The sequence below is a fragment of the Streptomyces sp. NPDC005393 genome, assembly GCF_040606675.1.
Lineage (GTDB): Bacteria > Actinomycetota > Actinomycetes > Streptomycetales > Streptomycetaceae > Streptomyces.
Map to the genome: position 1 here is coordinate 169342 of NZ_JBEXFG010000004.1, position 25758 is coordinate 195099.

The 25758-nt window shown below is 68.8% G+C and carries 30 protein-coding genes and 2 pseudogenes; 15 read left to right on the forward strand and 17 right to left on the reverse strand.

Annotation, left to right across the window (positions count from 1 at the left end; genetic code table 11):
- Positions 1-84: 84 nt before the first annotated feature.
- Entirely contained in the window at positions 85-561 is a 477-nt protein-coding gene (locus ABZS71_RS06650; RefSeq protein ID WP_356208034.1) for a hypothetical protein, read from the forward strand.
- A gap of 575 nt (positions 562-1136) precedes the next feature.
- Here ABZS71_RS06650 and ABZS71_RS06655 read toward each other — a convergent pair.
- The 9 genes from ABZS71_RS06655 to ABZS71_RS06695 all read right to left on the reverse strand — a co-directional run bounded on the left by ABZS71_RS06655 (position 1137) and on the right by ABZS71_RS06695 (position 4847).
- Positions 1137-1349, reverse strand: a complete 213-nt coding sequence (locus ABZS71_RS06655; protein ID WP_356208035.1) for a helix-turn-helix domain-containing protein — start codon at positions 1347-1349, stop codon at positions 1137-1139.
- A 132-nt stretch (positions 1350-1481) separates the two neighbouring features.
- The gene (locus tag ABZS71_RS06660) at positions 1482-1970 is read right to left on the reverse strand and encodes a hypothetical protein (RefSeq protein ID WP_356208037.1); all 489 of its coding nucleotides are present in this window, start codon (positions 1968-1970) and stop codon (positions 1482-1484) included.
- Between the two features lie 75 nt (positions 1971-2045).
- A complete protein-coding gene (locus ABZS71_RS06665; protein WP_356208038.1) occupies positions 2046-2600 on the reverse strand; it encodes a hypothetical protein in 555 nt (184 codons plus the stop codon).
- 84 nt (positions 2601-2684) lie between these two features.
- Positions 2685-3440, reverse strand: a complete 756-nt coding sequence (locus tag ABZS71_RS06670) for a hypothetical protein (protein WP_356208040.1) — start codon at positions 3438-3440, stop codon at positions 2685-2687.
- 5 nt (positions 3441-3445) lie between these two features.
- A complete protein-coding gene (locus tag ABZS71_RS06675) occupies positions 3446-3577 on the reverse strand; it encodes a hypothetical protein (protein WP_356208042.1) in 132 nt (43 codons plus the stop codon).
- A gap of 74 nt (positions 3578-3651) precedes the next feature.
- The gene (locus ABZS71_RS06680; RefSeq protein WP_356208043.1) at positions 3652-3774 is read right to left on the reverse strand and encodes a hypothetical protein; all 123 of its coding nucleotides are present in this window, start codon (positions 3772-3774) and stop codon (positions 3652-3654) included.
- A complete protein-coding gene (locus ABZS71_RS06685) occupies positions 3774-3974 on the reverse strand; it encodes a hypothetical protein (protein WP_356208044.1) in 201 nt (66 codons plus the stop codon). Before ABZS71_RS06685 ends, ABZS71_RS06680 begins: the two co-directional genes overlap by 1 nt.
- Position 3975: 1 nt before the next feature.
- Positions 3976-4242 (reverse strand): hypothetical protein, encoded by a 267-nt coding sequence (locus ABZS71_RS06690; protein WP_356208045.1) that lies wholly within the window; start codon positions 4240-4242, stop codon positions 3976-3978.
- Positions 4242-4847: a hypothetical protein gene (locus ABZS71_RS06695; RefSeq protein WP_356208046.1), complete on the reverse strand. Its 606-nt coding sequence runs from the start codon at positions 4845-4847 to the stop codon at positions 4242-4244. Before ABZS71_RS06695 ends, ABZS71_RS06690 begins: the two co-directional genes overlap by 1 nt.
- Before the next feature lie 390 nt (positions 4848-5237).
- Between ABZS71_RS06695 and ABZS71_RS06700 the strand changes: the two genes are divergently transcribed.
- The 5 genes from ABZS71_RS06700 to ABZS71_RS06720 all read left to right on the forward strand — a co-directional run bounded on the left by ABZS71_RS06700 (position 5238) and on the right by ABZS71_RS06720 (position 9215).
- Positions 5238-6632, forward strand: coding sequence for a hypothetical protein (locus ABZS71_RS06700; RefSeq protein WP_356208048.1), 1395 nt, complete (start codon positions 5238-5240; stop codon positions 6630-6632).
- A 109-nt stretch (positions 6633-6741) separates the two neighbouring features.
- Positions 6742-7122 carry a DUF6221 family protein gene (locus ABZS71_RS06705; RefSeq protein ID WP_356208050.1) on the forward strand — a complete coding sequence of 127 codons (381 nt, stop codon included), beginning with the start codon at positions 6742-6744 and terminating at the stop codon, positions 7120-7122.
- 181 nt (positions 7123-7303) lie between these two features.
- Entirely contained in the window at positions 7304-8005 is a 702-nt protein-coding gene (locus ABZS71_RS06710; protein ID WP_356208051.1) for a hypothetical protein, read from the forward strand.
- A 203-nt stretch (positions 8006-8208) separates the two neighbouring features.
- The gene (locus ABZS71_RS06715) at positions 8209-8823 is read left to right on the forward strand and encodes a hypothetical protein (RefSeq protein ID WP_356208052.1); all 615 of its coding nucleotides are present in this window, start codon (positions 8209-8211) and stop codon (positions 8821-8823) included.
- A gap of 80 nt (positions 8824-8903) precedes the next feature.
- A complete protein-coding gene (locus tag ABZS71_RS06720; RefSeq protein ID WP_356208053.1) occupies positions 8904-9215 on the forward strand; it encodes a hypothetical protein in 312 nt (103 codons plus the stop codon).
- A gap of 9 nt (positions 9216-9224) precedes the next feature.
- Here the strand turns inward: ABZS71_RS06720 and ABZS71_RS06725 are convergent, their stop codons facing one another.
- Positions 9225-9869 (reverse strand): hypothetical protein, encoded by a 645-nt coding sequence (locus ABZS71_RS06725; protein WP_356208055.1) that lies wholly within the window; start codon positions 9867-9869, stop codon positions 9225-9227.
- A 77-nt stretch (positions 9870-9946) separates the two neighbouring features.
- Here ABZS71_RS06725 and ABZS71_RS06730 point away from each other — a divergent pair, with 77 nt between their 5' ends.
- Positions 9947-10804 (forward strand): abortive infection family protein, encoded by an 858-nt coding sequence (locus tag ABZS71_RS06730; RefSeq protein WP_356208056.1) that lies wholly within the window; start codon positions 9947-9949, stop codon positions 10802-10804.
- Position 10805: 1 nt separating this feature from the next.
- Here the strand turns inward: ABZS71_RS06730 and ABZS71_RS06735 are convergent, their stop codons facing one another.
- The 3 genes and pseudogenes from ABZS71_RS06735 to ABZS71_RS06745 all read right to left on the reverse strand — a co-directional run.
- Positions 10806-12308, reverse strand: coding sequence for a recombinase family protein (locus tag ABZS71_RS06735; RefSeq protein ID WP_356208058.1), 1503 nt, complete (start codon positions 12306-12308; stop codon positions 10806-10808).
- A gap of 335 nt (positions 12309-12643) precedes the next feature.
- Complete coding sequence (locus tag ABZS71_RS06740; RefSeq protein ID WP_356208059.1) at positions 12644-13279, reverse strand: redoxin domain-containing protein; 636 nt, start codon at positions 13277-13279, stop codon at positions 12644-12646.
- 64 nt (positions 13280-13343) lie between these two features.
- Positions 13344-13430 (reverse strand): annotated as a pseudogene (locus ABZS71_RS06745) (hypothetical protein); the annotation flags it as partial.
- Between ABZS71_RS06745 and ABZS71_RS06750 the strand changes: the two are divergent.
- The 3 genes and pseudogenes from ABZS71_RS06750 to holA all read left to right on the forward strand — a co-directional run.
- A pseudogene (locus ABZS71_RS06750) lies at positions 13419-13586 on the forward strand (methyltransferase); the annotation flags it as partial. The pseudogenes ABZS71_RS06745 and ABZS71_RS06750 overlap by 12 nt on opposite strands.
- Positions 13587-13588: 2 nt before the next feature.
- The gene (locus ABZS71_RS06755) at positions 13589-13789 is read left to right on the forward strand and encodes a hypothetical protein (protein ID WP_356208060.1); all 201 of its coding nucleotides are present in this window, start codon (positions 13589-13591) and stop codon (positions 13787-13789) included.
- 50 nt (positions 13790-13839) lie between these two features.
- On the forward strand, positions 13840-14826 hold the full coding sequence (holA, locus tag ABZS71_RS06760; RefSeq protein WP_355848182.1) for a DNA polymerase III subunit delta: 987 nt from the start codon (positions 13840-13842) through the stop codon (positions 14824-14826).
- 63 nt (positions 14827-14889) lie between these two features.
- On the opposite strand, the gene ABZS71_RS06765 is transcribed toward holA, so the two are convergent.
- Positions 14890-15027 (reverse strand): hypothetical protein, encoded by a 138-nt coding sequence (locus ABZS71_RS06765; RefSeq protein ID WP_356208062.1) that lies wholly within the window; start codon positions 15025-15027, stop codon positions 14890-14892.
- A 24-nt stretch (positions 15028-15051) separates the two neighbouring features.
- On the opposite strand from ABZS71_RS06765, the gene ABZS71_RS06770 reads away from it, so the two are divergent.
- Positions 15052-15243: a hypothetical protein gene (locus ABZS71_RS06770; protein WP_356208064.1), complete on the forward strand. Its 192-nt coding sequence runs from the start codon at positions 15052-15054 to the stop codon at positions 15241-15243.
- 474 nt (positions 15244-15717) lie between these two features.
- Here the strand turns inward: ABZS71_RS06770 and rpsT are convergent, their stop codons facing one another.
- Positions 15718-15984: a 30S ribosomal protein S20 gene (gene rpsT / locus ABZS71_RS06775; protein ID WP_355848176.1), complete on the reverse strand. Its 267-nt coding sequence runs from the start codon at positions 15982-15984 to the stop codon at positions 15718-15720.
- Positions 15985-16188: 204 nt separating this feature from the next.
- Between rpsT and lepA the strand changes: the two genes are divergently transcribed.
- The 4 genes from lepA (at position 16189) to hemW (ending at position 24082) form a co-directional block, all read left to right on the forward strand.
- Positions 16189-18069, forward strand: a complete 1881-nt coding sequence (lepA, locus tag ABZS71_RS06780; RefSeq protein WP_356208066.1) for a translation elongation factor 4 — start codon at positions 16189-16191, stop codon at positions 18067-18069.
- A gap of 218 nt (positions 18070-18287) precedes the next feature.
- Positions 18288-20177, forward strand: a complete 1890-nt coding sequence (locus tag ABZS71_RS06785) for a long-chain fatty acid--CoA ligase (RefSeq protein WP_356208067.1) — start codon at positions 18288-18290, stop codon at positions 20175-20177.
- 131 nt (positions 20178-20308) lie between these two features.
- Positions 20309-22330, forward strand: a complete 2022-nt coding sequence (locus tag ABZS71_RS06790) for an ATP-binding SpoIIE family protein phosphatase (protein ID WP_356208069.1) — start codon at positions 20309-20311, stop codon at positions 22328-22330.
- A gap of 519 nt (positions 22331-22849) precedes the next feature.
- Positions 22850-24082, forward strand: a complete 1233-nt coding sequence (gene hemW, locus ABZS71_RS06795; RefSeq protein WP_356208071.1) for a radical SAM family heme chaperone HemW — start codon at positions 22850-22852, stop codon at positions 24080-24082.
- Here hemW and ABZS71_RS06800 read toward each other — a convergent pair.
- Positions 24079-24900, reverse strand: a complete 822-nt coding sequence (locus ABZS71_RS06800) for a DUF3097 domain-containing protein (RefSeq protein ID WP_356208072.1) — start codon at positions 24898-24900, stop codon at positions 24079-24081. The genes hemW and ABZS71_RS06800 overlap by 4 nt on opposite strands.
- Before the next feature lie 23 nt (positions 24901-24923).
- Complete coding sequence (locus ABZS71_RS06805; RefSeq protein WP_356208074.1) at positions 24924-25646, reverse strand: MBL fold metallo-hydrolase; 723 nt, start codon at positions 25644-25646, stop codon at positions 24924-24926.
- Positions 25647-25758 lie beyond the last annotated feature (112 nt).

The following is a 25758-nucleotide window of genomic DNA, read 5'->3' on the forward strand; positions in this document are numbered from 1 at the left end:
TCCATGCATGTTCCGTAGTTAACCTGTGCCGCCTGACTCTCTGTGCACGATCTGGCTGCCGGTCAGGGCTTTGAGGAGCTTGCGGTGGAGAACACGTCGCCTCTTTCCCCGGATGTCCCCCCGCGTCCGTCCGGCGCTCCCACGGTGCATGTGGCCAGCCACTCGACGGACTCGCCGAACGGCTGGCGGGACGAGTACCAGAACCACCCGGAGTACCAGCGCATCCTGGCGGGGGTGGAAAGGCCTTGGTGGAAGCGGCCGGTGGCCCTGTGGGGCGGCGTTGTCGCCGTTGCCGTGGGTTCGTTCTACCTGGGCGGTGCGGTCCTCGGCTCCGGCGACAGCTCGGGTACCTCGTCTCCAGACCCCTGGGTGCAAGGGCAGTTGGATGACCAGTCGCAGAACAACCAGCCTGCCGGGCTGACCTACCAGGAGAAGCAGCAGATCCTCTTCAAGTTCTGCACTTCGTCCCAGATGCGCGGGGAGCCGGGAGACAGCTCGGCGTTCCCGACGTGCATGGCGAGCTACGAGGTGACGGACCAGGGGATGGTTATGCCGAAGTAGTAGGGGAACTGGGCCGAAGTCCGCAGCTGAAGCAGTTGCGCTTCCCCTGCCCAATGTCAGACCAGAGCGCTAGGGTCACTTCACCGGACTGGTCTGAGGGGGGACCATGACTTCGTACAGTTTCGGGAACCGCTGGGTGGGCCGTGAGAGCCTTCACGAGCCCCCGGTGCCGCCAACCCTGGAGGAGATCTCCAAGAGGGCGGCTGCTGAGGCAGACCGCGCCCGGTCTGAAGCCCGCGCTCAACGGCGGGAGGAGAACCGCATTGCCTCAAACACCGCGAAGGAGGAGGGGGAGCGGGTCCGTGCAGATCAGACGTATCTCGACTTGGACGGTGGTGTTTTCTGCACCGTTGTCGAAGCCCAATCGATGCTACGTCAAATGATCAAGACGATGAAGCGGAGCGGTCGCTCAGAGCAGGCCGCCACCCTGCGGGCTGCACAGCGGCGGCTAGGCCGTGGGGATCTGAGCATCGACACCGCAATACGAACAGCCCTTCGCAGGGGGGTACTTGCAGCACGTGCGCACGTGTACCGCGAGGGGCGCATGCAGGAAGTAGAGGCACGGCAGAGGCGTACTAACTGGCAACGCTAAAGCTCCGCCGGGGAGCACGGGCCCGGGTCGCCTTCTCGGCCTGGGCGACGGCCAAATGACGGAAGAGCCTCTGGCCCCGGTGATCGAGGCCCTCGACTTTCAGGTGGCCTCGGCGGACCCACGAGTAGATCGTCACGACGCTGACGCCCGTCAGCTCGGCGGCCTCGCGGGCCGTAAGCCAGGTCTCGTCCTCCACTGAAGCCCTCCCGACATGCGAAAGGCCCCAGTCCGCCTGAGGCGTCGGGGCCTGCATGAAGACGCAGGTGTCCTGCTGTGTTTGATTATGCGGTCGTTCGTTAGGGAAAGCAAGTACCGTGTCTGGTGGGTGTCACGACGGCGGCCACGCACCAGGGAACTGGGCCCATATCCCGTCTGGGAAGGGCTCCCTGCGAATCACCGTTCCCATCACGGTGCGAAAGTGGGTGCAGGTGTCCCGGTAACGAGCGGTTGGCCATTCTTCCGGGCCTTCCTCGGCCACTCGCTCCGGGTCGCGAAGGATCTCGGCGTGTCCCCACTGCACGAGCCGGCGGACCTTCGGGTCTGGGAACCTAAGCGCCTGAGACTCCAGCTCTCGTAGGACTTGCCGGAGATCGACCCACCACTCGGGTCCGTAGTACTCTCTGGCAAAGTGGTCCTCCAAGGCGAATGAGAGCCGGACGATCTCATTGGCTGCCGATTCTGACAGCCCAAGTAGGTGCGTCCGCTCGGCCTCGTGGGCGATCTTCTTCTGCTGCCAGATCACGGCCCCGGTGGAGACCGCCGCGCCAACCACAGCACCCGCGAGACCCATCAGCCCTGCCAACGTCTCTGCCTGCATAGTGATCATTCTGTCGGGCAGACGGCGCTGACGGGGCTGTTCGAGTCAACTCGTGCTCGGGAGAGCTGGCGAGTTTCAGCGCTGGCCCTCGCGCTCACGGAGTTCTTGGTCTTCCATCTCCTCGATCCACGTGTCCAGGTTCCCCTTGGCCTCGGCGTACTCCTTGGATGGGGGTGGGATGGCACCACCGCTTCGGTATGCACCGAACACCTCAAGCATGTGGTCGATGACCTGATGGATCGCCCTGTACCTGTCCGGGTCGTGAGCCCCGAACGGCACCACATGCTTCCAGTACCGGAGCATCTCGGCGACTTCCTTCAGGCGCTGTTGCAGCTCAGGCTGCGCAATGGTGATCATGGCCAGCCTGAGCCGGTCCGCCTCCGAGTTGACCTTCTGCTCCCAGCCCTCCTCGACTGGCCGGTCTCCCCAGCGGCGGCGGAACAGATCGTGCGCTGCGAATACGGCTTGGACGGCTGTCTCGAAGGCGGCGTCCTGCCGGTCGGCCTCGCGCTCCGCCTGCGCCATCTTCTTCGCGTGCTTCTGCTGGATTGCTGTGCCGACGATGGCAGCACCAGCACCGACAATAGCGCCGCCGAAGCCGATCAGGCCTGAGAGAACTTCCGGTTGCATGCAGATCATCATGTCGACGGCGCCGACGGCATGGGGCTGATTCCATCAACTCCTGACATACGGCGCCGCCTCGTGAACTCGACGTTAAGCGGGCGGCAGCAGCTTGAGCTTCGGCTCCTTGGCCTCCACGCGCTTGCGCGCCTCCCGGCAAGTTCCGTCAGAGCAGGGGAGGCCCGCGGCCTTCAAGGCGACACGGATGTGTCCGGTCCCCGGTCGCCTCCCTCCGAGCGAGTCGTAGAGCCCTCGGACGATCAAGTCAGCCGAGGGCTTCTGCGGGTTCTTGGCGGTCTTCTCCGACGCCGGGCTGACGCGTGCCGTCATCACCTCCCGGCGGGGCGTCAGGGTGGGACTGACGGCCTTGACGACCTCCGGCTTCCATGGAGGAGTACCGACCCGGGTGAGGTCCACGGTGGGCTTCGGCGCCTCAGGGATGACGGTGGCCGTGTCGGAGCCGGCGAGGGCGTGAACCCTCCAGATGACGACGGGCGCCACCAGGCTGACGGCGGCCACCAAGGCCACCGAGGCGCTGATGTGGCCCGTCCTCAACAGGTGGGCAGCCACCTGGGCCCCACCCATCATCGTCAGGGCAGCGGCAACGTCCCGGCCCCTGGCGGCCCGTACGGCGGCGATCACGTAGACGTCGATCACGACGGCCAGCAGGGGTGCGACCATCCGGGAGATGCCGACCTGACGGGCCAGCTCCCACTCGCCGACGGCCGTCACCGCGATGCCGGCGACGAGGGCGCGCGTCAGAAGGAGCCGGTCGGTCCAGGGCAGCGGAGGCGGACAAGGGGAAGGCCCCGCGCCGTTGGGTGACGAGGGGCTCTTGCGGAGACGCACTGGCGTCAGGCCTCCCGGGGCGTGCTGACGGCCTGGGCCTGCTCGGCGACCGGGACCCGCTCGTTGCTGGTGCCCCCCTGCACGCGGTGCCGGGCCATCCAGCACTGGACGACCGCCTCGGGGAGGGCAGGAAGCATTCCGCGGATCCGGTTATGGCACGGGCGACAGGTTCGGCGCAGGTCGCTGACCCGCCCGCTGACGGCGCACTCGGTCATCGGGCCCTCCGCATCCGGCGGATGACCGCGATGATCAGCCCGGCGACGATGCCGAGGGCGACGAGGTGAAGGGCGTAGTTGGCGTACTGGATCGCCTGGGTGTGGTTCGGTCCAGGCATCAGCTCTGCACCCCCGAGTCCTCGGCCTTGAGCAGGTTCCAGATGTACTCGATGCCGGACTCGGTGACCCGGATGACCGGCTCGCCGTCGACGATCCTCAAGCGCATGTGACCCTGCTCGACCATCCACGCGTCCGGATACAGGTACTCGCCGGTCTCGTCGTCCCACAGAGCACCCGTGGGCTTCTCGATGATCGCCATGTCAGTCCTCCTCCTCGTCTCCCGGGCGCTCCGCGACCCAGACGCCGTTGATCTTGCGGGCCAAGCCGCGCTGGGCCAGGGCGGTAACCGAGCGGGAGACCGTGCCCTGGTCCACGCCGAGACCCAGCGCGATGGAGACCTGCCGCTGAGGGTCGGCGACAGTCGCCAGGTACGCCCAGACGAGCCGGGCGGCGTGTGTCATGTCCGTGGTCGTCAGGACCTCGAAGAGGCCAGAGCTGGCCAGCGTGTCGTCGGTCAGGCGTGTCATCAGGCACCCCTCCGGAACTCGATCTGGTGACCGTCGACAACCTCGAACGACGTCAGGGCCGGCTGGCTCAGGAACCAGGAGATGGAAGGGTTGGGCCGCAGGCCCTCGGAAATGAGCTGCTCCACGAGCTCCTGGACGCGGTCCGGCCGGACGACCGCTCCGCCCCTTTGCCGGCCGTTCGCCACGTACCGGCCCTCGGGAAGCTGGAAGTACCTGGACCCCTTGGCGGTCGGGTAGCGGTGCTGGTACCCACACTTGGTCAGGTTCCCCTGCGCGTCCCGACGCTTCCGGCGCTGGTCCATCAGGTACCCGAAGCGGTACAGGTGGTCCTGGAACGCCTTGGGCTTCACGTCGCCGAAGTACGTCACGTGGAAGTCCACGGTCGGGATGCCCTCAGGGGTAGTGGAGAAGACTGCCGTGCGGCGCATGCCCATCTCGTTCACCATCACCTCGGGCTGGCCATCCACGATGGCGACCTCCCAGTCCGGGAAGCTGAGTACCTGGCGGACGTCGATGCCCGTCAGGTACTGCATCCTCTGGATGGCCTCGACGGCGGCGAGGGATTCCTTCGAGATGAAGTCCAAGTCCTTCTTGACGAAGTGCACTCAGGGCCCCTTCACAACTCAACGCACGGAGGATCTCCCCGTGCGGGGGAACCTCCAGCGGAGTCGACATCGCCTGTGGCGATGCGCCCATATTACAGCCCCGGGTGTGTTCTCTGCGAGGTTCAATTGGTTTAGCACAGGATTTCGATTGCCTCCAAGAATCCTTGTAGTGACAGTTGCTACGGGAATTCCTCGAGTATTTCCGCGCGTTGACGAAGGTGGTAAGCGCGCTCGTATCCTGGCCGGAGAACGACGAAACCCCCGGCGGGAACCGGGGGCCACGTCACCAGACGGCTCTTTTTAAAAAGAGCCGGGTTGGTCCGGGAGGACTCCCACCCTCTCCGAACCGGCTGCTCCACCCGAAACTACGACGAACGAGGAGCAACCAAGTTGTTCTCGGATTTTAGCGACCGTGACGTCTCCGGTCGAACTGATCTCCAGGAATTCCCGAAGCTGTCCCTCCACGACACCCGTCGCGCCCTCATGGCCGGGGTGCCCATTCAGGAGTGCTGTGTCCACGCGGCCCTCGTCACCAACCCGGACATCCTCGGGCTCGACGCCATCGAGGCGAGGTCGGGACTCGGGCGTATGACCCTCCTGGGAGACCCGCGTCGCGGTACTCCCGGCATCCTTCCGGCCGAGGGACAGTCCTCCACCCTCTTGTACTGCGCGTCCCGTGGGGTCTTCACCCTGGAGGAGGACGAGCGCCGTCCGATGAAGGTCGAGCCGTTCGGCTTCGGCTCCTACGCCAACTGGTCATCTGCGGACCATCAGTCATCTGAGAGCTCTATCTCTAAGAAGGGCCTGGAGACCCTGGGGGAGAAGGAGGAGAAGGATCTTGTCAGCGGTAATGGTCCGCAGATGACCACTTCGGGGGAGGCCCCCTGGATCCAGCGGCACGAGCAGCTCCTGCGGCCGGACCGGGACATCTGGGCCAACAGGGCTGTGGGCAACCGGGAGGCCCTGGGGGACGCCGGGTGGGCCATCGCCCTGGTCTGGGGCTTCGAGCCCGTCTCCGTGCCCCTGAAGGACGTCCAGCGCCTCCTGGACCTGAGCCCGAAGCAGACCCAGCGCGTCGTGGACAAGCTGGGGTTCGAGAGGACCTCGGGCCGGGGCGCCGTGGTCACTGTGGACTTCAGCCGTCTCGTGCACGAGCAGGCCGAGGAGGAGGGCTGGTACAACGGCCCCGGTCTGCGGGCGGCCCAGAAGGCCCGGAAGGCCCACGACAAGCGGAAGGCCGCCGGACGCCGAAGGACCCGCCACGGCCTCGCGGCCTTCCGGGTGCACGAGCACCGCGAGTTGGTGGCCCAGGCGATCGAGGACCCCCAGTGGCGCCGCAAGGTCCTGGAGTACTCGGAGGAGCGCCTCGCGGAGGCCTTGGAGTCCTGGGTAGCCCAGCACGACGGAGAGCTCCCCCGGTGGGCCCAGGCCGTCTTGTGCGCCCTGAGGGCGCACAAGGACCGCCTGGACGTGGCGGCGACGTACTCCGACGCCATTGCCGAGGCGGAGACCGAGGAGCACAAGCGGGACCTGGCCAAGCTCAAGGCCCGGCTGGTCGATGCCAAGCCCGCGGATTACGTCGGGACGTGGTTGGAGCCCGCCAACGTCCCGGACTCCCCCAAGGCCCTGGTGGAGACGAAGGAGAGCAACAATGCTTCCCCCCTTCCGGCCCAGCCGGCCCCGGGATCCTTGGATGCCCATGAGTTCATGGCGTTGTCCGAGGCGGCCAAGCAGGAGACCCTGGCGGCCATGAGGGCCCGTCTCGGCATCACCGTGACCGGCTGACCCGAGATCCCCCGAGGAGCCCGTCACCGCCATGCAGGATGGTGGGCTCGTCCCCGGCCTGGGTGGATGATGGCCCCTCAGACTTTCTGATCAGGAGGGGGCACCAGGGATGAGAGCAAAGGACGTCCCGGTCGTGACGGCGTTTCTGCGGGCCCGTCTTCGTGAGGACGAAGCAGCGGCTCACGCACTGAAGCCTGGTAAGAGTGAGGGTGCAGCAGGATTGCAGGCCAGAGTCCTCGCCGACGTCGCTGCAAAGCACCAGCTCTTGGACCTCGTGGAGCACTGTGAGTTGGCCGAAAAGCGCGAGGGGGGCCTCCGCCTCCGGGAGCGCTTGTCCGTCAGTGCCATGTCGTTGGGGCTGGGGGTGGCGATCTTCAGTCTCGCCAGCGCATACCGCGACCACCCCGACTGGCGGCCCGCCTGGGAGCCCATGGGGGCCCAGCGGGAGCTGGACGAGGAATACGAGATCAGCACCGACAGTCGGGGGTAGACCGCCTGACCCGCAGGGGACCGAGGGCCCTTCACCGCTTCACGAGGGTGGCGGGCCCCTCGCGTTACAACTCAGCGTGGTGCCCCTTCTGCCTCTGACGGGCCGGGATCTACCGACCCCCTTGGCTCCCCGGTTACGTAAGTACGTAGTGAATTACGTATTGGGTGGGTACTCTGTACGTATGCAGACCTTCACCAGCACCGACCTGAACCGCACGTCCGGCGCCATCCTTCAGGCTGCCGAGGAGCAGGGAGCCGTGGAAATCCGGAAGGGCTCCAAGGTCTTCATCCTCAAGTACGTATCGCCGGATGAGGACGCCGATACGTACGTAAACGAGGAGCCCGTACGTAAGCCGAGGGCCGGGAGGAACGACGACCTGCTGGCGTCTCTCCTGGCCTCCTCGAACCAGCAGTCCGCGCTGCTCCAGGAGCTGGTGGATCTCGCCAAGCGCGACATCGGCACCCAGCCCCTCCAGGTCGCCGAGCCCGGCATGGTGACGGCCCGGATCGACGAGGAGCCGGTGGCCCCGGAGCGGCCCAAGGTGGTCATCCCGGAGCGCCTGCCGCAGCCCAAGCCCGAGAAGCCCGGCGAGCCCTCCCAGGACGAGCTGAGGGCCGCGCACGAGTACTACGGGCTCCAGGAGACCGTGGACGGCCTGGAGATTACGGAGAGGGGCATCCAGAGGGCCCTGGGCACCGTGGCGAAGATCGCCCGTCAGGACCCGGAATCGACCGAGGCGCAGATCCTCAAGATGGACGCGGCGAGCGAGGACCGCATCGAGTGCCTCCGCTTGGTTCAGATCGACAAACTCTCCAATGCCCTGGCCAAGCGGGCGGCCGGTGACCCGCGTTGGTTGGGCGCGGCCACTCCGCCTCGTTTTTAAATTCCTCGTCGCGGGGATTCCCGGGCGAACGGGTTTCTGAGTACGGAAAGTTCGCTTCCCGTCGCTTGAAACGGCTAAAGTGCTAACGGCCGCACGACGACGGCCCACCCCTGGGGAGGGGTGGGCCTTCGGATTTTTAAATATCTCTGGGGAGAGATGGGTCGGGTGGTGCAACACCCGACGGAAGGTTTAGGGGAAAACCTTTGGGTGATCTTAGCCGTATTCGTACGGCAGAGCTAGAGGACGAGACGTACTTCTCGCTGTGGGACGGTGTCAAGCTCCTGGGGTATCGCTCGATCGCCGGGTACGGCTCGGGCTACCGGAGGGTTCCTCGGGAGATGAAGCGGCGCGTTCCGTGGGAGGTCTTCGGTGAGACCGGGCCTCGTGCGCGGACCATGACCACCGCCGTGACCCTGGACGGCCTGAAGCGGCTGGTGGCGAACTCCAGCAGGGCTGCCGCAATGAATCTGGCCTTGGAGTTGGGCATGGAGACGGTGCATGTCCCGACGTCCGAGGCGGAGGCCATCCGGATTGTCGGCGCCGCCCTGGCGCCGGTCGAGATGGTGGAGGAGTTCAAGGTCGGCGACTACACCGTGTCCGCCTATCTGCCGACTTTCAACATCGTCGTGGAGGCGGACCGGATGCAAGACCATAGGCGGGACCGTGAGGCCGAGTTCTGGCGGCGGGTCATCATCGAGGACAAGCTCGGCTGTGCGTTCGTCACGTTCGATGTGGAGGCCAAGGACTTCAACCCCGGCAGCGTCGTCAACAGGATCTTGACGATGCCCCTGCCGAAGCAGGCGGAGCAGTCCGCCTAATCTCTCCAAAATCCCGGAGAGAATTCCGGGTGATCAAGCGGAAGTTGCGCTGTCATTCGATCGGGTGACAGCCTTTCCGTATGCCTGCCAGAGAGAAGCTCGTCATCCTCGACCCCGAGGCCCCCAAGGGGTTCAGACGGGTCTCCTACGGGCCCGTGTTTAACGGGAAGCCCCTGCGGTCCCCGGCGATGAGGAAGTTCATCCAGGGCCTCGTGCGGGACCAGATGGCCGTCGTGGAGCGGGAGCGCCAGGAGGCCGCCTGGGTGGAGCGGCAGTTGGCCACCGCGCCCCCGCTGACGGCCTACCAGTCGAAGATGCTCCGACGGGTCAAGACGGACCTGACGAAGGCCGCGCAGAGCCGTACGAAGGAGCCGGCCAGCAGGGTGGCCTGAGGCCTACGGTCAATCCTCGCCCAAGCCGAGGAGGTCGCGTTCGAAGTCGGCGTACTCCTTCCAGCCCAGGAGATCGACCACCTCCATCGCCAGGCTCCGCTCCCGGTACTTGCTGAAGACGGGGTCGAGTTCTGCGAGCTTCTCGAAGCACTCCACCAAACCTGCGTGAGGATCCTTCCCCTCCTCCCAGTGCATGGCCTGGTTCCGTCCGTGCCGGATGATCACCGATACGGAAACGTCGCCGATCTTCCGCACTTCGGGCCAGTTTCCGGGCGCGCCGTAGGCGGCAGACATGCCCTGCTTGGCGTACTGGAGAAGCGCTCCTGCCAGGGCAGAGGTGGAGAACGCCCGCGCGGCGAGCCGGGCACGGAAGTGGTCCGCTTCCGCAGACAGGTGGTGCCACTCCCTGTTCGGGGGAGTGTCGTGGTTCATCATCCAGTGCGTGATCAGAAGGTCGTCCGCGTCCTCCGAACTAAGCATGGCGAAGTTCGCGCGACGGCACACCTCCATCGCGCGAGCGGCGGCTACCTCGACCTTTCCTTCGAGTTCGCGGAGTTCTTCCCGTTCGTGCCAGAGGGTCGGCACGATGTGCTCGACGGCGTACTTGATCTCACGCAGGTAGTCGCTCATCGGTATCCGGGAAGAAGCGGTCATGCGCCGCACCCTACGATCTGATCGCCTTTGTCTGAAAGGGTCATGACGATGTCAGGGTCTCCTCGTATCTTCAGACCATGACCGTCACTGCCCGGCGGGAACTGGTAAGTCCAGCAACCCGCAACGCCTTCCGCTCACTCGCCACTGACCTGACCATCAAGATCGTGGCAGACCTGTGGGAGGATCACGGCTTCGCGCCGATCCCTCCGGAGGAGCTGAACTACCAGGACTCCGGGCAGCGGCGGACCACGTTCATGCTCTACGCGGAGGGCGTGGACTGGGCTGACCCATGCCACGTTCGGCGTGCCCTCCTGGTCTTCGAGGACTTCATCCGTACCTGTAAGAACCAGGGGTGGACGACGGATGCGTGGCTCGCGGACATCAAAGTCCGTCTGGATCGGGACGGGTTCGCTCTCGATGACGAGGGCCGCATCTCCTGGACCAATCCGCCCGTCCTCGTCCGGGACCTCAGCACCCTGAGCGACGCGTCCGGGATCGTGGTGGAGTTGGAGCGCATCCGGCGTGACCTGACGACCGACCCGCAAGGGGCCATCGGGGCCGCCAAGCAGCTCATCGAGGCGACGGCGAAGACGGCCCTCAGGGAGCTGAACATCGCCGTCGACAAGAACGCAGCGCTTCCTGCGCTGGTCAGCACGGTCCACAAGGCGCTGAAGCTCGATGCGGCCTCGGCACCCGAGGGCCCCGACGGCAGCAAGGCCGTCAAGAAGATTCTGTCCGGAGCGGTGAACATAGCCGTGGGCGTCGCCGAGCTGCGCAACCAGGGCTTCGGCAGCGGCCACGGGATGGCGAGTGCGCCGTCCGGCCTCGGTGTCCGTCATGCCCGCCTGACCGTCAATGCGGCAGTGACCTGGTGCGAGCTGATCCTCGACACGCTTGCCGACCCGGCAGCACCGTGGCGGAAGGCCACTATCTGACCTACCGCCAGAGCACCTCGACCCGGTCCGGGTTCCAGACGTTGAAGGGCCGGGTCGCGGGGTGGACGAGGATCTCCCGGATCAGGCCTCGGTAGACCGACTGCTTCCGGGGGACCGAGTAGTCCTCCCACTCCTTCCGCAGCTCAGCGGCGCTGATCTCGGTGAGGTTGCTCTTGACGCTGTACTGGGCGATCTCTCTGTGGGTGTCGGCCATGCGGACGTTGAGCTTGTCGATCGCGTCCTGGATCTCCCGGGCCGGGCGGTCGCCGTCCAGCAGCTCGTCCTCCAGTTCCGTCTTCCGTTTCTCCCAGCGGCTGAGCTTTTCCTCCAGAGCCGGCCGGGGGTCGTCGGGGTCTTCCGCGGTGGCCACCTCGACCTCCTCCAGCCGCTTGAAGAGGAGTTTCTCTACCAGCGGCTCCAGGTCGGGGATCTGGATCGTACGGCCGCCGCAGCCGCCACCCTCCTTCTTGCACGTATAGATGGGCATCTCCTTGTCCCCGCGCTGGCCCGTGCTCATCTTGTGGTGCTGCCGACCCTCCTCCTTGCAGGAGCACGGCTCGCCCACGACATGGGGAACCTTGCAGGTGCACCGCACCAGGCCGCTCAAGGGGTACTTCAGGGCGGTGCCGTCGCGCTCACCGAACTCCGCCTTGAACTCCTCGGAGCGCGTAGCGAGCAGGGCCCTCAGCGCGTTGCTCTTCTCCGGCGAGATGATCGCGGGCCAGACGGCTTTCCCCTTGATGACGCCCTTGTGTTCCTTGCGGCCCGAGATCCGGGCGGACATCAGCAGGGCCCGCATGGCCTGGTAGGTGAACTCGCCGCCGGTGGTGGTCTTCACCCCGTTCTCGTGGGCGTCGAGGACAAGGCTGTACAGCTTCTCGCCCTCCAAGGCCCTGTCCGCCCAGCGCTCGACCCACTTCGCCTCTTCCTCGTTCAGGATCTCCCCGAGGATCTTCCGGCGCGGACCCTCGCCGTCGTACAGCCGGGTGTAGCCGAAGGGCCGGTGGCCAGAGTTGTGGATCTTTCCCTCGGCGACGAGCTCCTGGACCTTGCGGAGGATGCGCTCCTGCTTGTGCTCCACCTCGTACTTGGCGATAGCGCCGAGCATGCGGGCCACGAGGCGACCAGTGGGAGTGCTCAGATCGAGGTCGCCCGCCTTGACGGTCGCGATCTCGGTCTTGTGCTCCTCCACGATGATGATCAGGTCCTCCAGCTCGGCGGGCTGGCGGTACAGACGGTCCGGGTGCCAGGACACGATGGCGTCGATGTGGCCGGACTTCACGTCCCCCAGCATCCGCAGGTAGTCCTTGCGCTTCTTCCGGCGATCAGCGGCCGTCACGTCGTTGTCGACGTACACCTCCACGACCTTCCAGCCGAGTGAGGCGGCGAGGAGACGGCAGTCGTCCTCCTGGCGCTTCACACCGAGGCCGCCGCCCTCGCGGTCATCAGAGATGCGGACGTAGATGCCGACGCGGCGAACTCGGTCTCTGGCGGAGGTCTTCATGCCGTGCAGGGTAGGCGAGTTGATGCGTGAAAAGGAACTTGTGGCACCATGGCTCGGCCTACCAGGACCCGCAGCTGCTGCGCCGCCTCAGCCCCCGCCTCGCCCTCATCTCCTGCGGCGCCGACAACCCGTACGGCCACCCCTCGCCCCGCACCATCGCATCCCTGCGCACCCAGGGAGCCGCCGTCCTCCGTACCGACACCGACGGCCCCATCGCGGTCACGGGCCCACGCCTGCGCGCCGTGATCGGACGACGCGCCGCCCACCGCAGACGGCGGCACGGGATCCGGCGCGGGATCCCCCCGCCGCGCGCGGCGCGGGGCCATGGGCGCAGGTCAACGAAGGCCGGGGCCGGGCCCGGTCGGCTGGGCCACTTCCCGGGCCAGGGAGAGGGCCTCGGCGACGGCCGTGGGGAGGTCGGCCACCGGGTAGAGGGCGTGCCGGATCGTCCGGTCCGCTCCGGCGACGACCAGGATCAGCCGTTTCAGCCGCAGTTGCTGCGCCGCGCGGAAGGCGGGGAGCCGGAGGGCGGCGGTGAGCCGCAGCTCGGTGTCGGACAGGAGGGGGAAGGGCACCTTCTCGGCGGTGGCGAAGGCGGCCTGTTCGTCCGGGCGTTGGGTGCTGACCCCGCACACCGCCACGCCCGCCTCGTGGAAGGACGCCCAGACGTCACGGAACAGCCGGTTCTCCAGCGTGCACCCGGCCGCGCCGGGGATGTCCGCCCAGCCGTCCGGGAGAGGGCAGGGGACACCGGTCGCCGGATAGGTGAACACCACCGTCGCGTCGGCGTGCGCCGCGACCACGTCACGGGCGGCGCCATCGGAGCCCGGGAGTACGAGGCCGGGCGGGACGGCTGTGCCGACCAGCTCCCGGACCCGGGCCGCCTCCGCGCTGCCGTCCTCGGCGGTCGCGGTCAGCGTGCCGTCCCCGAGCAGCCAGCGGTCGGCCCAGTCCTGCATGCCGATCAGCACGGGGCAGCACGGGGAGAAAGGCCCGGCCCCGCTCGGTCAGCTCATACGCGCACCGGACCGGCCGGTTCTGGTAGGGGCGGCGCTCCAGCACCGCGTGGTCCACCAGGTCGTGGAGGCGCTCGGACAGCACCTTGCGGGGCCGCCCGTCCACGTCGCGCCCAATCAGGGCAAGCTGCTCCAGTTGTTGGCCCGGATCCAAGGGGCGCGCACCGTGCTGGAGATCGGCACACTGGGCGGCTACAGCACCATCTGGCTGGCCAGGGCGCTGCCCGCCGACGGGCGGCTGATCTCGCTGGAGGCCGATCCGGGGTGCGCGGAGTCGCCGAGGCGCTGCCCGAGCGGTTCGGCGTCGCCGAGGAGCCCCTGCTGGTGCGGGACGCGCTGGCGGATGAGGACGACGCCGAGGACGCTCAGTGGCTGGTGGTGGTCGGGGATCCGGCCGGGGAGCCGGACCCGGCGGCGCTGGATGCGTTCGCGGACGAGTTCGGGGGCTTGCTGGAGGCCGAGTAGCGCCCCGGATCGGCCGTGGCTGTCGGTGGTCCGTGGGATGCTGGACCGCGATGGCCAGGAAGACGACGACCGACGACCCGCTCGCCCCCGTGACCCTTGCCGTGGGCCAGGAGGAGCTGCTGCTCGACCGCGCCGTGCAGCAGGTGGTGGCGGCCGCCCGAGCCGCCGACCCCGACACCGATGTGCGCGACCTCGCCCCCGACGCGCTGCAGCCCGGCACCCTCGCCGAGCTCACCAGCCCGTCGCTCTTCGCGGAGCGCAAGGTCGTGGTGGTGCGCAGCGCACAGGATCTGTCGGCCGACACGATCAAGGATGTGAAGGGCTATCTCGGCGCGCCCGCCGAGGAGATCACCCTGGTGCTGCTGCACGCCGGCGGCGCCAAGGGCAAGGGGCTGCTGGACGCCGCCCGTAAGGCCGGGGCGCGTGAGGTCGCGTGCCCGAAGATGACCAAGCCGGCCGACCGCCTCGCGTTCGTGCGGTCCGAGTTCCGCACCACCGGCCGGTCGGCGACACCGGAGGCGTGTCAGGCTCTGGTCGACGCCATCGGAAGCGATCTGCGCGAGCTGGCCAGCGCGGTTTCCCAGCTCACCGCCGATGTCGAGGACACCATCGACGAGGCCGTCGTGGCCCGGTACTACACGGGCCGGGCCGAGGCCTCCAGCTTCACCGTCGCCGACCGAGCGGTCGAGGGGCGCGCGGCCGAGGCGCTGGAGGCGCTGCGCTGGGCCGTGTCCACGGGGGTGGCCCCGGTGCTGATCACCAGCGCCCTGGCCCAGGGCGTCCGCGCCATCGGCAAGCTCGCCTCCGCCCCGCGCGGCGCCCGCCCCGGCGATCTGGCGCGCGAGCTCGGTATGCCGCCGTGGAAGATCGACCGGGTGCGGCAGCAGATGCGTGGCTGGTCGGCGGACGGGGTGGCGGTCGCGCTGCGCGCGGTCGCCGAGGCCGACGCGGGGGTCAAGGGCGGCGGAGACGATCCGGAGTACGCCTTGGAGAAGGCGGTCGTCGCGATCGCCCGTGCCGCCCGCGCGGGCCGTTGACAAGGCGCTCGCGGCCGAGCGCCGGGGCCGGGCCGGGGCAGGGAAGCCAGGGAATCCGGGACATCAGCCCTTCATCTTCCCCAGCGTCGCCTTCGCGCTGTCCTTGAGCACCTCGGTGGCCTCGTCGCTGGACTTGGCCGTGACGCTGGACGTGCTCCATGAGGAGCGGGCATGACCACCGTCGGGATCACTGCGGGCCACGTCCGGCACATGTTTGGACACACCGTGCGCGACGCTGCCACGGGCCGGGTCGGCGTGCTGATGGACGTCACGGGCTTCGTCGACGGCAGCCGGGCCTACCACCTTCCGCGGGTGACAGTGCGACTCGCGTTCCTCCGGCCGTTGAACGGCGGAGGAGAGTGGACCACCGCACCCGGCAACATCCTGTCGCCGACCGAGTCATGGGGGGACGAGTGAAGACACTCATGACCGGGCTGCGCTGGGTCGTCGGCGCGTCCCTCCACCTGAGCGTGTACGCCCTGTGCGCGCTGGTCATCACCATGGCAGCTACCGGGAAGCTTGGAGACCCGCGTAGCCCCCACAACGGCCCCGTCCGTGCGTCGTCCCCCGCGGCGCGTGGGCGGGGCTTCGCTGTGCGTGGACGAGGGGCGTTACACAGTGAAGCGCCCCCGGCGAACCAGGGGCGCTAACGCAATGTGGCGAACAGTTGCGATACATGATCACTAGCGTCGCACGTGTGTAGCACTTCGCCGCGAAAGGCGACGCAGGCCGCGTGCGGCGCGGTGCCGCAGTCGAAACTGTCGGCTGCCGGTCGGAGCGGGTGAGAGGGACCGCTGGGCCCGGACCGGCGGGGTGGGGCGGGTACGCCCCGGAGCATCAGCCCTGAAGGATCAGCCCTGCAGGCAGCCCTTGGGGCTCAGCCCTGAAGGGTCAGCCCTTGAGGGTGGCGAGCTTCTGGGCGAGCGCCGACTTCTTGTTGGCGGCGTTGTTCTTGTGCAGAACGCCCTTGCTGACGGCCTTGTCGAGCTTGCGCGCGGCGACACGGGCGGCGGCGGTGGCCTTCTCGGCCTCACCGGCGGCCACGGCCTCGCGAGCCCGGCGGATCGCCGTCTTCAGCTCGGACTTCACGGCCTTGTTGCGCAGCCGTGCCTTCTCGTTCGTCTTGTTGCGCTTGATCTGGGACTTGATGTTCGCCACGTAAAGAGCCTTCGCAGGTTCGTCGGGTTTCGCTTCGATTCGTTGTGCGTCCGTGTCCGCGCCAGAGGGGCACGAGACACAGTGGGCCAGATTACCAGCAGGGTCCATGGCGTCCCAAACCCGGAAGAGGTCGCCAGTCATGGGACCATGGACGGGACCGACACCCCTGACAACACCGAGTCCCGCCTAGACACAGGACCCTGCGTGCCCGCGACCCCTACCAATGTGCCGGAGCCGAGCCGTACCGACCCGGCTCTTATCCGTAACTTCTGCATCATCGCGCACATCGACCACGGCAAGTCGACGCTCGCCGACCGCATGCTCCAGCTGACCGGCGTGGTCGACCAGCGGCAGATGCGCGCGCAGTATCTCGACCGCATGGACATCGAGCGCGAGCGCGGTATCACGATCAAGTCCCAGGCGGTCCGGCTGCCCTGGGCGCCCACGACGGAAGAGGGCGGCCCGGAGGCGGCCACCCATATCCTCAACATGATCGATACCCCCGGCCACGTGGACTTCACCTACGAGGTCTCGCGCTCCCTTGCGGCCTGCGAGGGCTGCATTCTGCTGGTCGACGCGGCCCAGGGCATCGAGGCCCAGACCCTCGCCAACCTCTATCTGGCGATGGAGAACGACCTCACGATCATCCCGGTCCTCAACAAGATCGATCTCCCGGCCGCCCAGCCCGAGAAGTTCGCCGCCGAGCTGGCCCACCTCATCGGCTGCGACCCCTCCGATGTGCTCAAGGTCTCCGCGAAGACCGGCGAGGGCGTGGCCGAGCTGCTGGACGAGGTCGTCAAGCTGGTTCCGGCCCCGGTGGGCGTCAAGGACGCCCCCGCCCGCGCGATGATCTTCGACTCCGTGTATGACGCGTACCGGGGCGTCGTCACGTACGTCAAGGTCGTGGACGGCACGCTGGGCAAGCGCGAGCGCATCAAGATGATGTCCACCGGCGCCGCCCATGAGCTGCTGGAGATCGGCACCAACTCGCCCGAGATGACCCCCGCCGACGGTCTGTCCGTCGGCGAGGTGGGCTATCTGATCACGGGTGTGAAGGATGTCCGCCAGTCCAAGGTCGGCGACACGATCACCCAGTTCACCAAGGGCGCGCAGGAGGCGCTGGGCGGCTACAAGGACCCGAAGCCGATGGTGTTCTCGGGTCTGTATCCGCTGGACGGCTCGGACTACCCGGAGCTGCGCGAGGCCCTGGACAAGCTCCAGCTCAACGACGCCGCGCTGGTCTACGAACCGGAGACCTCGGCCGCCCTCGGCTTCGGCTTCCGGGTCGGCTTCCTCGGGCTGCTGCATCTGGAGGTCATCCGTGAGCGCCTGGAGCGCGAATTCGGTCTCGACCTGATCGCCACCGCGCCCAATGTGGTCTACCGGGTGGAGATGGAGGACGGCAGCGAGCACACGGTGACCAACCCCAGCGAGTTCCCGGTGGGCAAGATCGCCACGGTGCACGAGCCGGTCGTCCGGGCCACGATCCTCGCCCCGAGCGAGTTCATCGGCGCGATCATGGAGCTGTGCCAGACCCGGCGCGGGGTGCTGCTCGGCATGGACTACCTCTCCGAGGAGCGTGTCGAGATCCGCTACACCCTGCCGCTCGCCGAGGTCGTCTTCGACTTCTTCGACCAGCTGAAGTCCAAGACCCGCGGCTATGCCTCGCTCGACTACGAGCCCACCGGTGAGCAGATCTCCGACCTGGTCAAGGTCGACATCCTGCTGCACGGGGACAAGGTCGACGCCTTCTCCGCGATCACCCACAAGGACAAGGCGTACGCGTACGGCGTCCGGCTGGTCGCCAAGCTGCGCGAGCTCATCCCGCGGCAGAACTTCGAGGTGCCGATCCAGGCGGCGATCGGCTCCCGCGTCATCGCCCGTGAGACGGTCCGTGCCATCCGTAAGGACGTCCTCGCCAAGTGTTACGGCGGTGACATCTCCCGTAAGCGGAAGCTGCTGGAGAAGCAGAAGGAAGGCAAGAAGCGGATGAAGATGGTCGGCAGCGTGGAGGTGCCGCAGGAGGCCTTCATCGCGGTGCTGTCCTCCGACGACGGCGGCGGTGACGCCAAGGCGAAGAAGTAGCGCCGCGGCAGAGCAGGGAAGCGTGTGGTCAACGGGCCTGGCGGGATTTATGCGCCGGGCCCGTTGTCATGGGGTGCATGAGGCGAGGAACCCGCTGCCGTTGTTTGAACAACGTGACCTGGACCCCCTTACGCGGTAAGGATTCGGCCCTTACCCTGATCACCACTCGAAGGTTACTCGTGAGTCACCAAGCAATGATGCGGGCCCCGGAGGATGCCGTGAGCGACACCCAGAATCTCCTCGAGAACCGGCCGCCGTCCCTGGCGACGCACTTCCTCCAGCGCGTCGAGGCGACGCCGGACGGGGAGGCGTATCGCTATCCGGTGCCGGTCGCCTCGGGCGCGGGCGGCGACGAATGGCGCCCCCTGACCTGGCGCGAAAGCGCGGATCGAGTCTTCGCCATCGCCGCCGGTCTGATCGGTCTGGGAGTCCGCCCCGAGGAGCGGGTGGCGCTGGCCTCCTCGACCCGCGTCGAGTGGATCCTGAGCGACCTCGGCGTGCTGTGCGCGGGCGCGGCGACCAGCACGGTCTACCCGAGCACCAACGTCGAGGAGACAGCCTTCATCCTCTCCGACTCCGGCAGCCGGGTGCTGATCGCCGAGGACGCGGCACAGGTCGCCAAGGTGCGGGCGAAGCGCGATGAGCTCCCCGACCTCGCCCATGTCGTGGTGATCAAGGCCGAGGACGCGCTTCCCGCCGAGGGCGACCCGGAGGGCTGGGTGCTCTCGCTCGCCGAGCTGGAGAAGCGCGGTACCGCCTATCTGGAGCAGCACCCGGACGCCGTACGGGAGCGTACGGACGCGCTGCGCGCCGACCAGCTGGCGACGCTCATCTACACCTCCGGGACCACCGGGCGCCCCAAGGGCGTACGGCTGTCGCACGACTCCTGGTCGTACATGGCCATCGTGATCGGCACTCAGGAAGGACTGCTCTACCCGGACGATATGCAGTACCTGTGGCTGCCGCTCGCGCACGTCTTCGGCAAGGTGCTGACGGCGGGGCAGATCTATGTGGGGCACACGACGGCGGTCGACGGCCGGGTCGACAAGATCATCGAGAATCTCCCGGTGGTCCGGCCGACCTATATGTGCGCCGTGCCGCGGATCTTCGAGAAGGTCTACAACGGAGTGGCGCAGAAGGCGCGCGAGGGCGGCGCGGCCAAGTACAAGATCTTCCAGTGGGCCGCCGGGATCGCCCGCGACTACGCCAAGGCCTCCCAGGACAACTTCCGCCGCACCGGCACCGCGTCCGTCCCCTTCGCCCTCAAGGTCCAGCACGCGCTGGCCGACAAGCTCGTCTACACCAAGCTGCGCGAGGCGTTCGGCGGCCGGCTGCGGGCCGCGGTGTCCGGGTCCGCCGCGCTCGCGCCCGAGATCGGCTACTTCTTCGCGGGCGCCGGTATCAACATCCTGGAGGGCTACGGCCTGACGGAGTCCAGCGCCGCCAGCTTCCTCAACCCGGTGGACTACCGCACGGGCACGGTGGGCAAGGCGTTCCCCGGTCTGGAGGTGCGGTTCGCCGAGGACGGCGAGGTGCTGCTGCGCGGCCCCGGCATCATGCAGGGCTACCACGGGCTGCCGGAGCTGACCGCGCAGGTGCTGGAGTCCGACGGCTGGTTCCACACCGGTGACATCGGCGAGATCTCGCCCGACGGCTATCTCCGCATCACCGACCGCAAGAAGGACCTGATCAAGACCTCGGGCGGAAAGTACGTCGCCCCGGCCGAGGTCGAGGGCCAGTTCAAGGCCGTGTGCCCGTTCGTCTCCAACATCCTGGTGCACGGCGCGGACCGTAACTACTGCAGCGCGCTGATCGCCCTCGACGAGCCGGCGATCATGGGCTGGGCGAACGAGCACGGTCTCGCGGGGAAGTCCTATGCGGACGTCGTGGCCACCGACGAGGTGCGGGAGCTGGTCGAGGGTTATGTGAAGCGCCTCAACGAGGGGCTCCAGCGCTGGCAGACCATCAAGAAGTTCCGGCTGCTGCCGCGCGATCTGGACGTCGAGCACGGCGAGTTGACACCCAGCCTGAAGCTCAAGCGACCGGTGGTCGAGCGCGAGTACAAGGATCTGCTGGAGGACATGTACGCCGGTACGAGGGAGGTTTGACGACGGATCCGAGGTCCCCCGGCGCACCAAGCGTATGAATTTTCAACTCTTCGCGGCTCACTTCCGTAACTCGGTGCGTATGAGGGCGCTCCGTCTGTCACTCTGTCCGTGCCGGATATCGATACGGCACTATGACGGAGCTTCTCAGGAGCCGCACAGTGGGGACGTCATCTTCCGCCACGTCTGGTGGTTCGGTTGAGGATGGTGGGGTGGTTCTGCCGGTCGGGGGCGGCGGTGTCGGTCCCGTACGGACCAGCGCGTCCGCGCGCGTCAGTCTGCCCGGCAATCCGCTCGCGGCCTCCGCCGCGCGCCGGTTCGTCCGCGCCGCCCTCGCCGACTGGGCCGTACGCCATGTCCCGGCCGCCGACCGGGTCACCGACCGGGCCGTGGACGAGGCCGTACTGCTGGTGAGCGAACTGGTCACCAACGCGGTGGTGCACGCCGGCACCGCCGTGGAGGTGAGCTGCGCGCTGGATGTGCCCGGCCATGGGGGCGAACCGCCCTCCCTCGTCGTGGAGGTGACCGACCACCACCCCACCCGGGTGCTGCGCGGTGAGCCGCCGGACGCGGAGGAGGGGCCGGAGTTCGCCGGTGGCCATGGGCTGCGTCTTGTGGCCGAGATAGCCGAGTCGTGGGGGATCACGTATCGGCGGGCGAGCAAGACGGTGTGGTTTCAGGTGTCGGTCGCCGGGGCCGGAGCCGGTGGCGGTGCTGGTGCCGAGGCCGAGGCCGGTGCCGGTGTCGGCGTCGGCCAGGCTGAGGGCGGCTTTGAGCAGGGCCTTGAGCAGGGCGCGCGGCATGATCGTGGCGGCGCCGTCGGGATCATCGCCCCCGCGCCCCGGCGGGTGCCCGCCCGCCGCGACCCCGAGTGGATGCGGTACGGAGCGCTCTCCTTCCTCGCCGAGGCGTCCGACCTGCTGGCCGGGCAGCTCGACGAGGACATGGTGACCTCGCTCGCCGGGCAGCTGCTGGTGCCCCGGCTCGCCGACTGGTGCGCGGTGTGGGTCGACGGCGTGAGCGGGCCGCCGCGGCTCGCCCGGGTCTGGCACGCGAGCGAGAGCCGCACGGAGGGGCTGCGGCGGGTGCTGGAGAAGGAGCCGCCCCATGTGCCCGCCACGGCGCACGGCGGCGCCGTGGAGTGGCCCTGGCCGGCCGACCCCGCCGCGTACGGGCCCGGGGGCGCGGCCCTCGCCTGCCGGCTGATCGCGGGCGGCCGCGCCCTCGGCACGCTGCTGCTGGGGCGGGCCGGGCTGGTGCGAATGCCCGCCGAAGTGACCAGCCTGATCGAGGACTTCGCCCGCCGCGTCGCCCTCGCCCTCGCCGCCGCCCGCCGCTACACCCGGCAGGCGGACATCAGCCGGGTACTCCAGCGCGGGCTGCTGCCGGCCGGTATCGCCCCGATCCCCGGCGTCGAGTCGGCCGTCGTGTACGAGCCGACCGGTGACATCTCGGCCGGGGGCGACTTCTACGATGTCTTCCCGGCGGGGGACGGGCGCTGGTGCTTTGTGCTGGGCGATGTGTGCGGGAACGGCCCGGAGGCGGCCGTGGTGACCGGGCTCGTACGGCCCTGGCTGCGGCTCCTGGCGCGTGAGGGGTACGGCGTGGGCGAGGTGCTCGACCGGCTGAACCGGCTGCTGGGGGAGGAGGCCGTGGGGGAGGCGGTGGTGGCCGCCGCGGGCGGGGGCGTGAATCTGGGGGCGGGGTTGCCGCCGGGGGGTGGGGTGGCGCGGTTCTTATCGCTCCTGTACGGGGAGTTGGAGCCGTTGGACGACGGTGGTGGTGCGAATGGGGGGGTTCGGTGCACCTTGGCGAGTGCGGGACATCCCTTACCGCTGGTGCTCGGGCCGGACGGGGCTGTGCGGACGGTCGCCGCCCCGCAGATCCTGATGGGCGTGGTGGACGAGGTTTCGTACGAGAGTGAAACGTTCGATCTGGTGCCCGGTGAGACGCTGCTGTGCGTGACGGACGGGGTGACGGAGCACAGATCGGGGAACCGGCAGTTCGACGACGAGGAGGGGCTGGCGGCGGTGCTCGGTCAGTGCGCCGGGCTGACGGCGCGGGACGTGGCGGAGCGGGTGCGGCGGGCGGTGCATGAGTTTGCGGCGGAGCCGCCGGATGATGATTTGGCGATGTTGGTGCTGAGGGCGGTGTAGCGGGGTCGCGGGCGGGTTGTGGGAGCGGCTCCGCCCCTGCCGAGCGTCTCCAGGAGCCTGTCCGGTGGCCCGGCCCCGCCTCCCCGTGCGCCGGCGTCCTGGCCTGGTCACCTGTGCGGTCGGGGGTTCGCCCGAAATCCAGCCCCCCATCCTTCCTGCGCGCTCCCGGCCCCGGGTGGCCCGGTCGCCTGTTGGCGGTCGCCCCGAAAACCAGCCCGTCCTGCGCTTGAGGAGACGCCCGGAGGGCCGTGCCGGGGGCCAGGGCCGAGGCCCGGCACTCAGCCCCCTCCGGCCACCCAGCCCGTCCGGCGTTTGAGGAGCGGGATCCGGGGCGGAGCCCCAGTGGGGGTCCGGGGGCCGGAGCCCCCGAAACCGGGTCCGGGGGCGGCGCCCCGATGGGGGGCGAGGGGGCGGAGCCCCGTCGTTTCGGGAAGGGGCGGGGTGGGGGCTCCGCCCGCCGCAGGCGCCCACCACCCGCACCGGGACCCGGGGAGTGTGGGGATGGCGGACAATGGGGTCATGCCTTCCGTATTGCCCGATGGTGAGCCCATGCCCGAAGACGGCGCGCTGCCCGCAAGCGCGCTCGACGGGGCGGCGGACCGGCCGCTGGGGTTCTATCTGCACGTGCCCTACTGCGCCACCCGCTGCGGGTACTGCGACTTCAACACGTACACCGCCAGTGAGCTGCGCGGCTCCGGCGGGGTGCTCGCCTCGCGGGACAACTACGCCGAGCTGGTCGTGGAGGAGATACGGCTGGCGCGGAAGGTGCTCGGGGACGACCGGAGGCCCGTGGAGACCGTGTTCGTCGGGGGCGGGACGCCGACCTTGCTCGCGGCGGGGGATCTGGGCCGGATGCTGGGGGCGATCCGGGAGGAGTTCGGGCTCGCGGAGGGGGCCGAGGTCACGACCGAGGCCAATCCTGAGTCGGTGGATCCGCGGTATCTGGCCGAGCTGAGGGAGGCGGGGTTCAACCGGGTCTCGTTCGGGATGCAGAGCGCCCGGCAGCATGTGCTGCGGGTGCTGGACCGTACGCATACGCCGGGGCGGCCGGAGGCGTGTGTGGCGGAGGCGCGGGCCGCGGGGTTCGATCATGTCAACTTGGATCTCATCTACGGGACGCCGGGCGAGAGCGACGCGGACTGGCGGGCCTCGCTGGAGGCGGCGCTGGGGGCGGGGCCGGACCATGTGTCGGCGTATGCGCTGATCGTCGAGGAGGGCACCCAGCTGGCGCGGCGGATCCGGCGGGGGGAGGTGCCGATGACCGATGACGATGTGCATGCGGACCGGTATCTGATCGCCGAGGAGATGCTGTCGGCGGCGGGGTTCGAGTGGTACGAAGTCTCCAACTGGGCGACGTCGGCCCAGGGCCGGTGCCGCCATAACGAGCTGTACTGGCGCGGCGCCGACTGGTGGGGCGCCGGACCCGGCGCGCACAGCCATGTGGGCGGCGTGCGGTGGTGGAACGTGAAGCACCCCGGGGCGTACGCGCAGGCGCTGAGCGAGGGCCGGTCGCCCGGGGCGGGCCGGGAGGTGCTGGCCGACGAGGAGCGTCGGGTGGAGCGGATTCTGCTGGAGCTGCGGCTGGCCGAGGGGTGCCCGCTGGCGCTGCTGCGCCCGGCCGGGGCGCGGGCCGCGGCGCGGGCGCTGGAGGACGGGCTGCTGGAGCCGGAGCCGTACGAGAAGGGGCGGGCGGTGCTCACGCTGCGGGGGCGGCTGCTGGCGGACGCCGTGGTCAGGGATCTGGTCGACTAGGGCCCCTGGACCGTCACGAAGTCGATCAGGTGCTCCACCCGCCCCAGCAGCTCCGGCTGGAGGTCCTTGTAGGTGTGGACCGAGGAGAGGATCCGCTGCCAGGCGGCGCCGGTGTTCTCGGGCCAGCCCAGGGCGCGGCAGACGCCCTTTTTCCAGTCCTGGCCGTGCGGCACGGTCGGCCAGGACTGGATGCCGACCGAGGACGGCTTCACGGCCTCCCAGACGTCGATGTAGGGGTGGCCGACGATCAGGACGTTCTCGTCGGTGACCTGTGCGGCGATACGGGACTCCTTGGAGCCGGTCACCAGATGGTCGACCAGGACGCCGAGCCGGGCGTCCGGGCCGGGGGAGAAGTCACGGACGATGGCGGGGAGGTCGTCGACGCCCTCCAGGTATTCCACGACGACGCCCTCGATCCGCAGATCGTCGCCCCAGACCCGCTCCACCAGCTCCGCGTCATGGCGCCCCTCGACGTAGATGCGCCCCGCGCGGGCGACCCTCGCGCGCGCTCCCGGGACGGCGATCGAGCCGGAGGCCGTGCGCCGGGGCGTGCTGGGGGCCGCCGTGCGCGGGCGTACAAGGGTGACGACGCGTCCCTCCAGGAGGAAGCCCCGGGGCTCCATGGGGAACACGCGGTGCTTGCCGAAGCGGTCCTCGAGGGTGACGGAGGGCCCCTGGGCGGTCTTCTCGCAGCGGATCACCGCACCGCAGAACCCGGTGGTGACCTCCTCGACGACGAGGTCCGGGTCGGCGGGGACCTCGGGGGCCGGCTGCTGCCGCTTCCAGGGCGGGGTCAGGTCCGGGTCGTACTGTCGCATCCGGATGACGATAGCGCGGGGTGTCAGTGAGACACGCCGAAGCGGGCGGCCAGTTCGTCGCGTTGGGCGCGGACGAACGCGGCGTCCACGACGGCGCCGTGGCCCGGGACGTACAGCGCGTCCTCGCCGCCGAGGGCGAGCAGCCGGTCGAGGGCGGCGGGCCAGTGGGTGGGGATCGCATCGTGCCCCGCCTGGGGCGGGCCCGACTCCTCGACCAGGTCGCCGCAGAAGACCACCTCGGGCCGGCCCGGGACCAGGACGGCCAGGTCATAGGCGGTATGGCCGGGGCCCACGTTCGCCAGGAGGACGGGGCGGCCGCCCAGGTCGAGGGTGAGCTCGCCGGAGACCCCATGGTGGGGGAGTACGAGGTGATCAGCGGCCTCGGTGGCGGCGTCCCGGTCCACGCCCTGCCGGATGGCGCTGTCGCGCAGCGGCTCCCTGTCGCGGCGCAGCAGCTCGTCGAGCCCGGCGGCCCCGTACACCTCGCAGCCCGCGAAGGCGGCGGTGCCGAGGACGTGGTCGAAATGCGGATGGGTCAGCGCGATGCGGGTGGGGCGGCGGCCGGAGAGCCGGGTGATCTGGCGACGGATCTCGGCGCCGTCGCGCAGCGTCGCGCCGGTGTCCACGACGAGGACGTCGGTCTCGCCGACGATCACGCCGGTCGTCTCGTCCCAGCCCGGCATCCGGCGGCGGGCGACACCGGGTGCGAGCTGTTCCCAGCCCGCCTCTTCCCAATACGTCTCCATACCGAGACGCTAGCTCTCGGGGCGATAGCGTGGCGGGTCGGGCAGGAGCCGCCACACGGCGGCTCTTGCCCATGCCACCGGCCCCCGCCGTACACTGGCTAGGGGGTTCTGG